This window comes from Paraburkholderia sp. RL17-347-BIC-D, assembly GCF_046027915.1.
Classification (GTDB): Bacteria; Pseudomonadota; Gammaproteobacteria; order Burkholderiales; family Burkholderiaceae; genus Paraburkholderia.
In genome coordinates, this window is record NZ_JARESS010000001.1 from 178,953 (window position 1) to 193,753 (window position 14,801).

The window sequence follows — 14,801 nt, forward strand, 5'->3', positions numbered from 1 at the left end:
GTCAAGTGTGGACACTTTCGTGTTTTCAGACGGCCCTATTACCCAACCGAGCTGCAGCGTAACGAATTCCTCGATTGCCGTAACGCTACCTTCGGCGGACGCCGCTTCGCTCTCTGCCCAAGGCGCAACGACGGGAGCCACGCCATTCAATATCGCACTAAACAATTGCGACCAAGGCACCGCCGTCAGCGTAACGCTCACCGATGCGTCCAATATCTCGAATCGTTCCACGACGCTGAGCCTTGCGCCAGACTCTACCGCGGCGGGCGTCGGCCTGCAGCTGCTGAATGGATCAACGACTATCGCCTATGGCCCAGACTCCGCGTCGGCGGGCAATCAGAATCGATGGTTTGCCGGCACTGCGTCAGGCAGTTCGATGACGATTCCGCTGACCGTTCAGTACGTCCGTACGGACAAGGCGCTGACCCCCAGCACGGTGCGAGGTCTGGCGACTTTCACGATGGCGTACGAGTAGGATCACCAGGCATCATCAAGCAGACCTTCCGCTCGATGTCACTCTCCGATACGTGTGAGGTCAGTTGCAGGTCGCGTTGTTTGATGCGGAATGCGAACAGTGCAACTTTGTCCGAAGGCCAACACAATAAGAAACAAACCAGAACAAGAACCAAAAAAACTCAAACCTTATACCCAACCCGAACCCCACCCCAATGCCGCCCGTTAACAAAAACAGGCGCCGACGCATCCTTCATCAACACAAACTCCCCACCGCCCATATCCCGCCGATATGTCTGCAGCAAAAACCGCTTGGTATGTGAAGCCGCAGCAATCCCGGTCCGGTCATCGAACATCCGCCGGTTCCGGCAATTCGCCGTATTCCAGACCACATCACCATCACGCTGTGGCAAAGAGAACTTCAGATTATGCGTCGGCAAATAACCCCGCAAATCGATCGCCGCACAAAATGCGACTCGGGGATCGAGATCAAGCAACGGCTCCTGAATTGCCGGCAACACCCGGTCGGTCAACGCAGTAAACCGCGTCAGAAACTGCGGGGGGTTACTTCCAGCCACCGGCACATAGTGCTGATCGAACAGATCCTCAAGCGACACTTCACGACGCGCCACGGCCGTTTCGAATGCCTTGCTCACGGCGGCTGCCGCGTGCTGCACGGCCTCGATGAAACGCGTATCCGCCGTTTCCACACCGGTCGCGGCGGTCAGTTCGATCAGGGTTTCGGACACACCGAGCAGATTCCCCAAACGGTCTTTCGCCTGCACGAAGTTTTCGCTCGAATCCTCGACGCCGCTCGCCATTTCCAGCACCTGCGCCTCGAGTCCGCCGCACTGCGATTCGATCTCGCCGGTCAGCACGGCGATCTGTCCCGCCTCGTCGTTCAGATGCGCGATCGCATCGCCAGTTGCATGCACGACGTCGCCGATCTTGCGCGTGCCTTCGCGCACCCGGTGCGCCCGCGCGGTGTTCACGGAACCTTCGCTGATCAACTGCTCGGTCTGTCGCGTGAGCTGCGCCAGCGTCGTCTCGATCTGCCCGGTGGCTTGCGCGGTCTTCGCGGAGAGGTTCTTCACCTCGGCCGCGACCACCGCGAAACTCTTGCCGGAGTCGCCGGCGCGCGCGGCTTCGATCGCGGCATTCAACGCCAGCAGATGAGTCTGACGCGCGATCAGCGAGATCTCCTCGGAGACGCGGCTCACGTGCGCCAACGCGCTGCGCAGCGCGCCGATCTGGCTTTCGATGACCGTCACGCCTTCCACGAGTCCGTGGATGTCGGCAAGCGACGCTTCGAGCGTCTGCTGCGATTCCTGCACGCCGGTCGCGGCTTCAGTGGATACGTGGCTCATTTTCCGCGCGGCAGCGGCAATGCGATGATTGCCGGCGAGCGTCTGCGCAGCCGATTCGCGCAGCGCGCGGCATACTTGCGCCTGACGTTGCACGCGCGCGGCCACTTCCTCGACGTGTCCCGATACGTCGCAGATCTCGATACCCAGTTTGCCGGCTTGCGCGGCAATATCGCCGACGACCGTGTGCGAACGGGCCGCCCGGCGAAAGCTGAAACGCGTCATGGTGGTCTCCATTGTCGACCAGAGTTGGCGCTTTAGCACTTACTCCGGTCCCATGCAACAGTTAGCTGATAGCGCGCTCGGCGCATTCAGTTGGCGCAACCACCCTGAACGGATGCAGCGTCTTCTCGATGCGTTTACGGCGGACTTTCAAGCGACTTGATACGGGGTATCCCGCAGTCGTTATGATGTGCGGTCAAACTGTGATCCACAGCCTTACCCGTAGACCTTTCCGTTTCTTACCGGCAACCGATGATCGACTCCTTCGCGCGCGTTTCGGGCTGGCAACAGCTCTATCACCTGTGGCAGCTGATCGTCATGCTCTGCAAATTTCTCTGGGGACTGTTGCGTTTGCTGGGCGGCGGCTGAGCGCGTCGACGCGGCGCGAGGGAAGGGCATGCGAGATCCGCGCGCGACGTGCACGCGCGAAGCATCGATCGAATGATTGGAACAACAGGAAGAAAGCAGCCAGGTCAGGCAGGCGCGCGACGGGTGCCTTCGTCAACTGAAACATCCGCGCCGCGCGTGCCGAGAAACGCGCGCAGATCGGCCATCACGCGCTCGGGCGCTTCTTCCATCGGAATATGGCCGAGCCCCGGATACATGACCGACTTCGCACCCGGAATGCGGCTTGCAAATTCGGCTGCGTGCGCAGTCGGAATCCAGCGATCCTTCGCACCCCACAGCACCAGCGCCGGCACATCGAGTGTCTTCAGCACGTCGGTGTCGACGTCCTTGAAGTCGAGCGTGGGCACCATCTTGCCGATCGCGGTGCGCGTGTCTTCACCGTGGAAGAACTCGACGTAACGCCGCAGCGTCACCGCGTCGATCTTGCGCGGATCGCCATAGACGTTGCGCACCGCGCTCTTGACGATGACTTCAGGCAGCAACCACGACGAACTGACCCGCACCAGCGCGCTGTTGAACAGGGCGATGTAAATCGGCAGTTTCATCGGAAAGCCGGCCGAGTCGATCAGCACGAGCCGTTCAACGGCTTCGCGATGACGCACCGCATAGTCCCACGCAATCAGCCCGCCGAGCGAATTGCCGATGAAGGTCGCGCGCGAGATGCCGAGTGCCTGCAGGAACGTGTCGATGAAACGCCGATAGGTGGGCAGATTCATCGTTTCGATTTCGCCGCTGCCGGAGCGCAGCGGTCCTGTCACGCCGAACGGCGGCAGGTCGAGGCGGATCACGCGATACTCGCGCCTGAGTTCGTCGGCGACGCGATTCCACGTGTGCAACGAAGACGCGAAGCCGTGAATCATCACGATGAGTTCGCCGCTGCCTTCGTCGACGTAATGCACGTCGGCGCCCATGATCTTCACGAATCTGGAGCCGCTTTGCGTGTAGCGCCGGCGCAATTCGTCGCGCGGCACGCTGGTGATGCCGAGGCGCGCGGCGAGCGAGCGCGGCGGCAGCGGGGATGTCGAGGCGGGCGTGCCGGAGTCGATACTTGCCATGTTTTGTTGTCTCCCGTGCAGTTCGATTTTGTGGTTCGCCTGGCCGCGAATCGGATTGCATTGGCGGCGTCTCGCTCTCTCAGTCCATCAGCCGCAGCGCATGGCCTCAGGGCGCGAAGCGATAGTCGTGCGGACGCACACGCCGCGTCCGTTTGCGAAAGCTGAAGGTGAAGCCGGGCCACAAGGCGGTGACCTTGCCGCTGCGGGTCTGATACCAGCTACGACATCCGCTCGCCCACACGGAGTGCTGCATATCCTTCTGCAAACGCGCGTTGAATTCGCGTTGCACGTCGGGCCGCAGATTCATCGTGCGTGCGTTGCGGCGACGCAGTACGCGCAGGCAATCGGCGATGTACTGCACCTGCGACTCGATCATGTAGAGCAGCGAGTTGTGGCCGAGCCCGGTATTCGGGCCGACGAGCATGAAGAAGTTCGGGAAGTTCGCCACGCTGACGCCGAGGTAGGCTTCCGGCCCATCGCGCAGCCACAGGGCGCTGAGATCCGCGCCGTCGACGCCGGTCACGTCGAACGGCGCGCCGACGTCGTTGACCTGAAAGCCCGTGCCGCAAATGATCGCGTCGGCGGGGTGATGCACGCCGTCTTCGGTCACGATGCCGTCGGCGACGATCTCGCGGATGCCGCTCGTCACCACGTCGACGTTGGGCTGGCTAAGCGCGGGATAGTAGTCGCTCGAGAGCAGCACGCGCTTGCAGCCGAACCGGTAGTTCGGCGTGAGCTTGGCGCGCAGGGCAGGGTCCTTGACGCGTCGTTCGAGATAACTCAGGCCGAACTTCATCGGCACCTTCATCAGTTTCGGATTGACCACGAACGCGATGGCGCGCGATTCGAGCTGCCAGTAGATCGCGCTGCGCACGAAGCGCTGCGTGAACGGCAGATGGTGGAACAGCCAGCGGGCACGCGCGTCGATCGGCTTGTCGGGCTTGGGCATGACCCAAGGCGCGGTGCGCTGGAACAGATCGAGTTGCGCGACGCGCGGCTGGATTTGCGGCACGAACTGGACCGCGCTCGCGCCGGTGCCGATCACCGCGACGCGTTTGCCTTCGAGCGCATACGCATGGTCCCAGCGCGCCGAATGAAACAGCTTGCCTTCGAAGCGTTCGAGCCCGGCAATCCGCGGCATCGCCGGACGGGACAGCGGACCGCTTGCGGCGATCACCACATCGGCCTCGATGGTTTCGTGCACGCCGTTCACGTCGATCTCGACGTGCCAAACCTGGCGCGCTTCGTCGAAACGCGCCGCAGCCACGCGCGCGTTGCAGCGCACGTAACGCTCCACGCCATATTTGCGGACGCAGTGCTTCAGATAGGCGAAGATTTCCGCCTGGCCGCCGAACGCGCGCGACCACGCGGGATTCGGCTCGAACGAAAACGAATAGAGATGCGAGGGCACGTCGCAGGTCGCGCCGGGATAGGTGTTGTCGCGCCAGGTGCCGCCGATATCGCCAGCCGCCTCGTAAATCGTGAACGACGTGATGCCCATTCGCAGCAGACGAATCGCCATGCCGATGCCGGCAAAGCCGCTGCCGATAATCGCGATGCGTGGCGCGGCAGGTGGGGCGGATGAGGCAGGCGTCACGGCGGTCTCCGGCAGGGGGCGAGTTTCAGGCGTCTACATGTGTCTACTGCAGCACAACGCGCAGGGTAGACAACTGTGCACCTGACGTCAAGATCGTTTAGAGTACTGCTATTAAACGCGCCAGGCGCGCATCGATTGAAAACACATGACATCCGTACCGGAAGCGGCAGCCGCCGCGGAGCACGGCGCTGCCGCGGGCCAGGAATTGCCGGCCGGCAAGCGCAAACTGATCGAAGCCGCGTTGCGTCTGACCGCCGGCGGCCGCAGTTTTACGAGCCTGGGTTTGCGCGAACTGGCGCGCGAGGCCGGGCTCAATCCCAATACGTTCTATCGTCATTTCGACACGCTCGACGATCTGGCGCGCGAAGCCGTCGAATCCGTGAGCCGCCGTTTGCGGCCGATGCTGCGGCGTGAGCGCTGGCTCGCCGCGCACGACGAACCGCATAGCGTGCCGCGTCGCGCCTGCGTCGCGTTCTTTGCGTTCGCGCTGGAAAACCGCGAGGCGTTTCTGAGCGCGCTGGCCGAATATCATGGTACATCGCGGGCATTGCGCGAGGCGGTGCGCGCGAACCTGCACGAGGTGTCAGCGGAAATGGCCGACGACGTGGTGCAACTGGAGTTGATGCCGACGCTTACGCGTGAAACCGTCGACGAAGTCTGCACGCAGATCGTGCTGCAACTCTTTCATTTGTCGGCTGACTATATCGACGCGGACGACGCGCGCCGCGATGCGCTGATCGCGTATGCGGAGCGCTTCATCGTCAGGCTGTTCGCGGGGGCGGTGTTGATGGCGCAGCATGAGCCGGAAAGGGCGTTGGCGCCGATACGCGTGTGAAGCTTTAAACGAATCGCCAAAACGAAACAGGCTCCGTAATGAAGCCTGTTTTCGTGACGCATGCTTTTCCGGCTGATTCGATTTCAGCCGCGCAGCGCAACTCAGGTGTTGTCGTTCCAGCTGCCGGAGTCGTCGCTGCTGCCCAGGTCGACACCGCCGCCGTTGTCGTTCCAGTCGTTCGAACCCTGGCCGAAGTCGAGGCCGCCGCCATTGCCGCCATCGTTGCCACGGCGGCGCGCTTCGTCGTCGACGACCACGTCGCGCTCCACCACGCGCTCACGCCCGGAGTTCAGCGCTTCGCCGAGCAGCACACCGGTCAGCAGACCACCCATGCCGCCGCCGAAACCACCGCCGCCTTGCTGCACGATAACCGGCGGCTGTTGCTGATACGGTCCTTGCTGCGGATAGGGCGCTTGCGGCGGATTGCCGAAACGTTCGGCTTCCTGCGCATACGGCGACTGCTGCTGCGAGCTGGCGGCCGGCGCGGCATACGGATCGGGCCGGCCTTCGAGGCGCGCGCGCATGCTGCCGAGGCGTTGCTCGAGTTCGTCGAGCTGATACGGCGGCAGCGGATTCTTGCTGCCCGACAGTGTTTCGACGAGGCCGCGCAACTGGTCTTCAGTCGCTTCGACTTCCTTCTCCAGCGCCTCATGACCTTGCACGGTGGAGAGCTTCACATCGAGCTTGAGCGAACGGACGGTGTTGAGCATCTCCGTGGCGCGCTTGAGTTGCACGCGACGCTCGTCGTCGGCGCGCGTATCGCCTTGCGTGCGGGCGCGGCGCAAGGTCCAGCGCAGCACCAGCGCGATCACGCCGACGAGGACCAGAATGCCGATCCACATACCCATGCCCGGACCATGCCGTTGCGGCGCTTGCGGGACCATCGCCGACTGTTGCTGCACGGACGGCGCCGTCTGCTGCTGCGCGAACGGGTTGGGCGCGCGGCTGGTCGTGTTGCCGCCCGCGGCGCCTGCGCGTTCCGCGTCCTTGCGAATACGCGCTTCGGTTTGCGCGAAGCGGGTCGGGTCCGTGAAGCGGATTTGCGGGTCGAGTGTCTTGGCCTGCTGTACCTGGGCGAGCGCGTCGGCGGAACGGCCTTCGCGATCGAGCACCTGGGCGTACAGATAGTGGGCGCGCGCATTGTTCGGATGCGCCTGCAGCACTTCGCTCAGACCGGCGTCGGCCTGTTGCCAGTTGCCTTGCGACATGGCCGATTCGATTTGCTGAACGGTGGGCACAGCGAACGCCGCCACCGACACGAACAGCAGTGAGGCAAACGCGGTTGCGAGAAATTTTTTCATTTACGGACCGGGCGCATTGCGCCCGTCTCCTTCAGTCGATTCCGGCGGCTCACACGAAGGCCGCCGGTATGTACTGCTGCCGACGCAATTACTGGGCCGGCGTATTGATCTGCTTCTTCAATGCTTCGAGACGATCTTCGACGGACGGACCGCGGTTCAGATCCGCGAGCTTGTCCTCGAGCGCCTTGCCGCTCTTCACGTCAGCCGAATTCAGGCGTGCGTCCGAACGGGCATTCGACAACGCGACCTTGTCTTCGAGCTTCTGGAAATCTTCGGACAGATTCTTGCCGCCGATGCCGCCCAATGCCGTAGCTGCCACGTCTTTCGCCTGCGCGATCTGCTGCTTGGCTTGCAGAATGTTCGAGCGTGCGTTCAGGTCGTTGCGACGCGTGCGCATGTCTTCGATCTGACTCTTGAGCTGCGCCACCGACGGCTCCAGCGTAGTCAGCTCCTTCGCGAGCGCATCGCGTTCGGCTTCGGCCGTGGCTTGCGCGCCGAGGGCTTCGCGGGCGAGCGCTTCGTCGCCGGATTGCAGCGCGCGTTTCGCGCCGTCTTCGTATTTCTTCGCCTTGTCCGCGGCAACATCGCGCTTGCTTTGCTGCGTGGCCACTTGCGCCTGGATCTCGATCAGCGAGTTCTCGGCTTTGGCGATGCTCTCGTCGAGTTCGCGCACGATCTGGCGCGAGTCGCGCGACGGATCCTGCACGGAATCGGCTGCGTCGTTCAGGAGACCTTTAAGCGTGCGCGAAATGCTGTCAAAAAGCGACATGAAAACCTCCAAAGAATGTAAACGGCGCTGAATAATCCCGCGCGCTTAACTGCATTCAACTGCTACTTTACGCCGCTGCGCGCGAAGCTGCGCAACGTTCGGACCGGAGTTCGGGGCGTGCGCGCCGATTGCAATAGCGGCGACGTAAATTGTTCGATTCGAATATCGAGTGACAAACAGCTCAAAGGTTAAATCGCGCGGCGCGTCATTCAGCCGCTCGCGGATATTACACCACGCGCTCTCTTAAAACCGACTTAAAGGGCGCGATGACAAGTTGGCCAACTTTGCGCGCGGCAAGTGTCGCTGGCGTGAATGGACGCGGTGCGTGTGCGCCGTGTTTGCGTCCGTTGTCACCGCAAGCGAGTCGGGCTGAATACGTCCAGTAGCCGTGCATTCAACGACACTAAAGACGCCTATGCCGACGGTATTTTCAATGCGCAACAGCCGCTGCCAATCGCTCGGTGAATGCCAAGCTTGCAATGCCGAAAGCTCGCGCATTTTGAATGACGCCGATGTAACGATATGCAACGCGTCGCCACACGTCGTGCGATATGCGGCGCACGTGCCCACTACGCGAAACGGCCGCCTTTTGTGCTCGGATCGCCGAGCGGATCGTCGTCGTCGCGTGGGGTGTCGAGGCGCGGGCGTTTGAGCACGCCGCGCAATTGCGCTTCCGGATCGGTTTGCTGGGGCGTGGATCCTTCCGCCGAAGCTGCTTCGGCCGCTGCCATGCGCGCGACGGCTTCGGCGGTTGCCGCGGCTTCCTCGTCGATGCCGGCGGCGAGGGCAGCGGCCAGACCTGCCGGCAACAACGGCGCGAGTTCAGCCTCTGCTTGCCGTGCTGGCGCACCCGGCAACACGTTCGCAGCCGGCGCCGGCGCATTGGAACCCGCCGCGCTATCCGCGGACGCCCCTGTCGCGCCGTCGCCGCGCGTTTGTAAAGCCGGCGGCAATGCGGCGCGCGCATGCCGCGTGCCGCGCGCGACCCGTTGCAGCGCGGCGTCGAGCGCGTCCGGCGCGCGGGGCGCACGCAACCGGTCGACGATGCTCGCCGCTTTCACCTGCTCGCTGGTTGCGCCGAAGCTCAACACCGCGCGCCGCATCAGCTCGCTGACGCTAATCCCCAGATTCTCGGCGGTGGAAGTGATCGCGCGTTTCTGCGCGGTTGTGACGAATACGACGATGCGTTCGCTGGGCTTGTTCATAGTCGGCTCGCATACTTGTTGGCATGGGCGGTTCAAAGCGTGCATTTGGCGGACGCCGTGGCGCGAGCGGGTGTTGGCGCGCGCCGAGTCCATCATATGACGAGTTGCCCCGATGCGGAACGGGCGCGACATGAAAATCCCGTGACATCAATGAGTTGTAGCGTTTGCGGGCGGCTTGTCCACAGGCCTTTCAACATTTTCTGTGTATAACTCCGGCCACGCGGGAAAACGCTCGTAAGACGGCCTGGAACTACAGACTCCTTTCGCGCGAAGGGAATTCTTACAAAAAAACTAACTTGGACCGCGCGTGATTTCTTTTAAAATGCGCTGTTACGTTGCGCCGGGCCCGGTCCAGGCGCGCCGTGCGGCCGGCCGGGGGCAAAGGGCCGTGCGGTGGTTTGCGCCTCAGGCTACGATGCTCGATCACGATCCATGTGTGCGCCAGGAGCGCATGCAGAAAGGCGTTCAGTCATGCGCCCACTATTCCAGTCATGCCAATCATCAAACGACCGCATTCATCCAATTCTCCGTCTGGTGAAGACCGGGATTCCTACCAACGCACTCCAGGACGCAATGCAGCTTCGCGCGATGCCGAGGCCGGCCGCCGGTCCATCGGCGCGACCATTGCCATCTGGTTCGCGAGCCTGCTTGCGACCATCGCGGTGGTGGGCGCGCTGATCGTCGGCTATGCGCTGGTGGTGATGGGGCCGCAACTGCCGTCGCTCGACGCGCTGACCGACTATCGTCCGAAGGTGCCGCTGCGGGTCTATACCGCCGACCATGTGCTGATCGGCGAATTCGGCGAGGAGCGGCGCAGTCTCGTGCGCTTCCAGGACATTCCCGATCAGATGAAAAAAGCGGTGCTCGCGATCGAAGACTATCGCTTCTACGAGCACGGCGGCGTCGACTTCCTGGGCATTTTGCGCGCCGGTTTTGCCGACCTCGCGCACGGCGGCGCGTCGCAGGGCGCGAGCACGATCACCATGCAGGTGGCGCGCAACTTCTTCCTTTCGAGCGAGAAGACCTACACGCGCAAGATCTACGAAATGCTGCTCGCGTACAAGATCGAACGCGCGCTGACCAAGGATCAGATTCTCGAGCTGTACATGAACCAGATTTATCTGGGCGAACGCGCCTACGGTTTCGCGGCGGCCGCGCGCGTGTATTTCGGCAAGGATCTGAAAGACATCACGCTGGCGGAATCGGCGATGCTGGCCGGCTTGCCGAAGGCGCCGTCCGCGTATAACCCGGTGGTCAATCCGAAGCGCGCGAAGATCCGTCAGGAGTACATTCTGCGGCGCATGCTCGAGCTGAGATACATCAGCCAGGATCAGTACGATCAGGCCGTGAAGGAAGAGATTCACACCAAGAATCCGGGCAACGAATATAGCGTGCATGCCGAGTACATCGCCGAAATGGTCCGGCAGATGATGTACGCGCAGTACAAGGACGAAACCTATACGCGCGGCCTGAACGTCACCACCACGATCGACTCCGCCGATCAGGACGCCGCCTATCGCGCGGTGCGCAAGGGCGTGATGGATTACGAGCGGCGCCACGGCTATCGCGGGCCGGAAGGTTTCGTGCAACTGCCCGCGCCGGGCGACGACCGCGATCAGACCATCGACGACGCGCTCACCGATCACCCCGACAACGGCGAGATCATCGCCGCCGTGGTGACGGACGCGAGTCCGAAGCAGGTCAGGGCGCAACTGGTGGACGGCACGCAGGTGACGATCAGCGGCGACGGTCTGCGCTTCGTGGCGGGCGGGTTGAGCGCGCGCGCCACGGCGGCCACGAAGATCAAGCCAGGCTCGATCGTGCGTCTGGTTGCCGACGACAAGGGCAACTGGCAGATCACGCAATTGCCGCAGGTGGAAGGCGCGCTGGTGTCGCTCACGCCGCAGGACGGCGCGATTCGCGCGCTAGTGGGCGGCTTCGACTTCAACAAGAACAAGTTCAACCACGTCACGCAGGCGTGGCGTCAGCCGGGTTCCAGTTTCAAGCCGTTCATCTATTCGGCCGCGCTCGACAAGGGTCTCGGACCGGCCACGATCATCAACGACGCGCCGCTGTATTTCCCGTCAAGCACGCCGGGCGGCGACGCGTGGGAACCGAAGGACGACGACCAGCCGGACGGTCCGATGCCGCTGCGTCTCGCGTTGCAGAAGTCGAAGAACCTCGTGTCGATCCGTATTCTGTCGTTCATCGGCACCAAGTACGCGCAAGACTTCGTCACGCAGCGTTTCGGTTTCGACGCCGACAAGACCCCGCCGTATCTGCCGATGGCGCTCGGTGCGGGCCTCGTCACGCCGTTGCAGTCGGCGGGTGCGTATTCGGTGTTCGCAAACGGCGGCTTCCGGATCAATCCGTATCTGATCAACGAGGTGACCGACGCGCGCGGCGAACCGCTCTCCAAAGCGCAGCCGCTGACCGCTGGACGCGATGCGCCGCGTACACTCGAACCGCGTAACGCGTACATCATGAACAGCCTGCTGCATTCGGTGGCGACGGCCGGCACGGGCGCGGGCACCAACGCGCTGCATCGTTCGGACTTGCAGGGCAAGACGGGTACGACCAACGACGCGAAGGACGGCTGGTTCGCTGGCTATCAGCAGTCGCTCGTGGCAGTGGCCTGGATGGGTTATGACCAGCCGAAGAGCCTCGGCAGCCGCGAATTCGGCGCGCAGCTGGCGTTGCCGATCTGGGTGGAATACATGCAGCGCGCGTTGCGCGGAGTGCCGCAAGGCGAACCGGCGCAGCCGGACAGCGTGACCTCGGTCGACGGCGAGCTGTTCTATACCGACATGACGCCGGGCAATGGTTTCGTGGCCAGCATCGGTCTGGATTCCGCGAATCCGACCGCCGGTGTGAGCGATGCGGTCGGCGGCGTGGGCCCGGCGGGCATGACGCCGCCGGCGGTGCCGCCGCCGAGTGTCTCGTCGAACGAGAAGAAGCAGATCATGGATCTGTTCGAATCGAACAAGCCGTGATGTTCTCCAGGGGATACCCTTGGAAAGCAACGGAGATTTGCGGGCCGTGTGAGTCTTGCGGCCCTGCCCACGCAAGGTTTTGAAAGAGCAGGAAAGCGCCGCCCGGTGCGGTTTTCGCGCCGCTTCTCGGGTCGGCCGCCCAGCAGATTGTGTGCCCGGCATGCGCGGTGTGTTCTAATCACACTGGCGGTGCTTTTATCAAGGGTCCTGAAGGACGCCTGATCCCTAACCGGTTTCGGTCTCCAGCACCACTGCATCTCGCCTCGAGCGAGACGTCCATTCTCGAACCCCCGCGCCGCGCGAGACCCGGTATGACGCGCGCGCACGTCACTTCGTCCGCTGGCAATGTTGAGGTTGCCGCGGCCGACGTGTTTGCCATCCAGCATCCACCGGGTCCCGCCTTGTGAAAAGTCGAATCCTGATCTGTCTGATGACAGGTCTGCTGCGCGCATTTGCCTTTCTGCCGTATAGCGTTGTCGCGCGAATCGGCAGCGGTATCGGCGCGTTGCTGTACCGCATTCCCAGCACGCGCCGGCGTGTCGTGCATACCAATCTGAAGCTGTGTTTCCCGGACATGAGCGACGAGGCGCGCGAACGTCTGGCGCGCGCGCACTTTTGTCACGTGATCCGCAGTTATGTCGAGCGCGGGCCGCAATGGTTCGGCAATGCGCAGGCGCTGGCACGCCTCGTCGAAGTGGAGAGCGCGATCGATCTGTCCGACATGGCGGGTCAGCCGACAATTTTCGTCGGCTTCCATTTCGTCGGTATCGAGGCGGGCTGCATGATGTACTCGACGCGGCATCCGGTCGCTTCGCTCTATACGCCGATGTCGAATCTCCTGCTCGACGCGATGGCCAAGCGGCAGCGCGGCCGTTTCGGCACGGAGATGATTCCGCGCAGCGATAGCGTGCGGCGAGCGTTGCGCGTGCTGCGCGACGGCAAGCCGGTGATGCTGGCCGCGGACATGGATTTCGGCTTGCGGGATTCGGTGTTCGTGCCGTTCTTCGGCGTGCCGGCCTGCACGCTGACCTCCGTCTCGCGGATGGCGCGCGCGGCGAATGCGCGGGTAGTGCCGTTCGTGACAGAAGTGCTGCCGGACTATCGCGGGTACAAGCTGAGCATCTTCGAAGCGCTAAGCGATTTCCCGTCCGACGACGTGGCCGTCGACGCGCGGCGCATCACCGAATTTCTCGAGACGCAGGTGCGACGGATTCCTGATCAATATTATTGGGTGCACAAGCGGTTCAAGAATCGGCCGGCGGGTGAGGCGGGCGTTTATTGAGGCGGGTCGGCGTCAAATGCGTCTGGTGGTGAATGTGGTGCGGGGTCAAGTACTTAGGCGGGGTCTCCTGGTGTTATCAACAGGTCTGTCAACACAAACTGTGGATAAGTTTGTCTCGCGACGCACTGCAAACGAAGACTTTAGGCTGCAAGGATGTCCGGCAGCGGAGCGACACGCAGTACAAGGTCGAACGCGAGCGATCCCCACGCGGACTTGTCTCGCGCCGCCCGTGAGATAGGTTCATCCATGGCATTCACCGAGTGGTCAGGCGGAAGGACCGGCCAGCGGATGAAATCCCGCATCCGTGATCTCGTAGCCATCCTGCAGTGTCATGTTCGATTCACGCGGCAGTCCCAGCATGTTAAAAGCGGACAGCCTTGGGTAAAGGTTCTCAGTTCTGCACCGGAAGTTCTCCGGGTTGAACAGCGGGCTGATATGCCACCACAGCCTGTATCCCTGCTTCCACAGATATTCGATGAGCGCAGGCGAGTGGGCAACCTTGTCATTCTCGACGTACAGCACCGGACGATCACGGGCGAGAATCTGCTGCGCGCCTTGCAGTACCTGCAATTCGAATCCCTCAACGTCAATCTTCATGAGCCGCACGCCCCGTGCACCAGTCATGTCGTCCAACCGGACGCAGGGTACTTCGACACCTTCCGGTATTTCCTCTGCCTGTACGGAGATACCACCGAAGTTGTTCGAGCGGCTATAGTCCAGATGAGGGAGCCATACGGACCCTTCCTCTGCAGCACAGGCGAAAGGCCAGGCGGCTACATTGCTGATTCCATTCAATGCCAGATTCGCGCACAGATTCTGGAATACGAACGGTTGCGGCTCAAATGCCATGACGACGGCACCGACTGTTTTGGCAGTCTTTGCCAGAGCGATGGTCTGACTGCCGACATTCGCTCCGACTTCCAATATCGTACCTGGCCGGTTGATGAACTGCAGCAGAAATTGGGTTTCCAATTCGCAGTATTCGCCGTATTCGATCAGTGCGTGGCCAATGTAGACATCGTATCGATTGGCCAGCATCGTCCCGTGTCTCGTAGTCACGAGATCATACGGGTCAGCGATCTGCATCGTGTGGATAGTCTCATTCGTCACAGTCTGTTACCTCTTTCATTGCCATCGGATGGCGCGAATATATCACTGTGCTCATGGCGATCTCCGGAGCTCAATCGGGAAGCACCGGACTGCAACCCGCACGATCTGCTGCACGCCCCCCATCTTCTTGCTCATCTAGTCTCGTGTCAGTGCGCCCTAAACGTGCTGGGACGGGCAATGTGCCTTTTGCAGGCTGACGTCAGATGG

Annotated in this window: 11 protein-coding genes; 4 read left to right on the forward strand and 7 right to left on the reverse strand. The window is 62.3% G+C overall.

The features are described from left to right. The first annotated feature begins 19 nt into the window (after window positions 1–19). On the forward strand, window positions 20–475 hold the full coding sequence (locus tag P0D96_RS00900; protein ID WP_408310842.1) for a fimbrial protein: 456 nt from the start codon (window positions 20–22) through the stop codon (window positions 473–475). A 160-nt stretch (window positions 476–635) separates the two neighbouring features. Here the strand turns inward: P0D96_RS00900 and P0D96_RS00905 are convergent, their stop codons facing one another. The 3 genes from P0D96_RS00905 to P0D96_RS00915 form a co-directional block, all read right to left on the reverse strand. After that, window positions 636–2,042 (reverse strand): methyl-accepting chemotaxis protein, encoded by a 1,407-nt coding sequence (locus P0D96_RS00905; RefSeq protein ID WP_408310845.1) that lies wholly within the window; start codon window positions 2,040–2,042, stop codon window positions 636–638. A 470-nt stretch (window positions 2,043–2,512) separates the two neighbouring features. Next, window positions 2,513–3,502 (reverse strand): alpha/beta fold hydrolase, encoded by a 990-nt coding sequence (locus tag P0D96_RS00910; RefSeq protein ID WP_408310848.1) that lies wholly within the window; start codon window positions 3,500–3,502, stop codon window positions 2,513–2,515. A 106-nt stretch (window positions 3,503–3,608) separates the two neighbouring features. Further along, entirely contained in the window at window positions 3,609–5,099 is a 1,491-nt protein-coding gene (locus P0D96_RS00915; RefSeq protein ID WP_408287417.1) for a flavin-containing monooxygenase, read from the reverse strand. Window positions 5,100–5,244: 145 nt separating this feature from the next. Here P0D96_RS00915 and P0D96_RS00920 point away from each other — a divergent pair, with 145 nt between their 5' ends. Beyond that, a complete protein-coding gene (locus P0D96_RS00920; protein ID WP_408310851.1) occupies window positions 5,245–5,934 on the forward strand; it encodes a TetR family transcriptional regulator in 690 nt (229 codons plus the stop codon). Between the two features lie 101 nt (window positions 5,935–6,035). Here the strand turns inward: P0D96_RS00920 and P0D96_RS00925 are convergent, their stop codons facing one another. The 3 genes from P0D96_RS00925 to P0D96_RS00935 all read right to left on the reverse strand — a co-directional run bounded on the left by P0D96_RS00925 (window position 6,036) and on the right by P0D96_RS00935 (window position 9,209). Continuing rightward, on the reverse strand, window positions 6,036–7,235 hold the full coding sequence (locus P0D96_RS00925; protein WP_408310853.1) for a tetratricopeptide repeat protein: 1,200 nt from the start codon (window positions 7,233–7,235) through the stop codon (window positions 6,036–6,038). 88 nt (window positions 7,236–7,323) lie between these two features. After that, the gene (locus tag P0D96_RS00930) at window positions 7,324–8,004 is read right to left on the reverse strand and encodes a PspA/IM30 family protein (protein ID WP_132374200.1); all 681 of its coding nucleotides are present in this window, start codon (window positions 8,002–8,004) and stop codon (window positions 7,324–7,326) included. A 569-nt stretch (window positions 8,005–8,573) separates the two neighbouring features. Then, window positions 8,574–9,209, reverse strand: a complete 636-nt coding sequence (locus tag P0D96_RS00935) for a hypothetical protein (protein WP_408310856.1) — start codon at window positions 9,207–9,209, stop codon at window positions 8,574–8,576. Between the two features lie 491 nt (window positions 9,210–9,700). Between P0D96_RS00935 and P0D96_RS00940 the strand changes: the two genes are divergently transcribed. Together P0D96_RS00940 and P0D96_RS00945 are read left to right on the forward strand one after the other, a co-directional pair. Then, on the forward strand, window positions 9,701–12,202 hold the full coding sequence (locus P0D96_RS00940; RefSeq protein ID WP_408310859.1) for a penicillin-binding protein 1A: 2,502 nt from the start codon (window positions 9,701–9,703) through the stop codon (window positions 12,200–12,202). Window positions 12,203–12,605: 403 nt separating this feature from the next. Further along, on the forward strand, window positions 12,606–13,484 hold the full coding sequence (locus P0D96_RS00945; RefSeq protein WP_132374202.1) for a lipid A biosynthesis lauroyl acyltransferase: 879 nt from the start codon (window positions 12,606–12,608) through the stop codon (window positions 13,482–13,484). 264 nt (window positions 13,485–13,748) lie between these two features. Here P0D96_RS00945 and P0D96_RS00950 read toward each other — a convergent pair whose 3' ends face one another. Continuing rightward, the gene (locus tag P0D96_RS00950; protein ID WP_207915625.1) at window positions 13,749–14,570 is read right to left on the reverse strand and encodes an FkbM family methyltransferase; all 822 of its coding nucleotides are present in this window, start codon (window positions 14,568–14,570) and stop codon (window positions 13,749–13,751) included. Window positions 14,571–14,801 lie beyond the last annotated feature (231 nt).

Coding starts and splice junctions, on each gene's coding strand:
- P0D96_RS00935 (WP_408310856.1), bottom strand. CDS start 9,209: ATGAACAAGCCCAGCGAACGCATCGTCGTATTCGTCACAACCGCGCAG.
- P0D96_RS00940 (WP_408310859.1), top strand. CDS start 9,701: ATGCCAATCATCAAACGACCGCATTCATCCAATTCTCCGTCTGGTGAA.
- P0D96_RS00920 (WP_408310851.1), top strand. CDS start 5,245: ATGACATCCGTACCGGAAGCGGCAGCCGCCGCGGAGCACGGCGCTGCC.
- P0D96_RS00925 (WP_408310853.1), bottom strand. CDS start 7,235: ATGAAAAAATTTCTCGCAACCGCGTTTGCCTCACTGCTGTTCGTGTCG.
- P0D96_RS00930 (WP_132374200.1), bottom strand. CDS start 8,004: ATGTCGCTTTTTGACAGCATTTCGCGCACGCTTAAAGGTCTCCTGAAC.
- P0D96_RS00910 (WP_408310848.1), bottom strand. CDS start 3,502: ATGGCAAGTATCGACTCCGGCACGCCCGCCTCGACATCCCCGCTGCCG.
- P0D96_RS00950 (WP_207915625.1), bottom strand. CDS start 14,570: ATGCAGATCGCTGACCCGTATGATCTCGTGACTACGAGACACGGGACG.
- P0D96_RS00905 (WP_408310845.1), bottom strand. CDS start 2,042: ATGACGCGTTTCAGCTTTCGCCGGGCGGCCCGTTCGCACACGGTCGTC.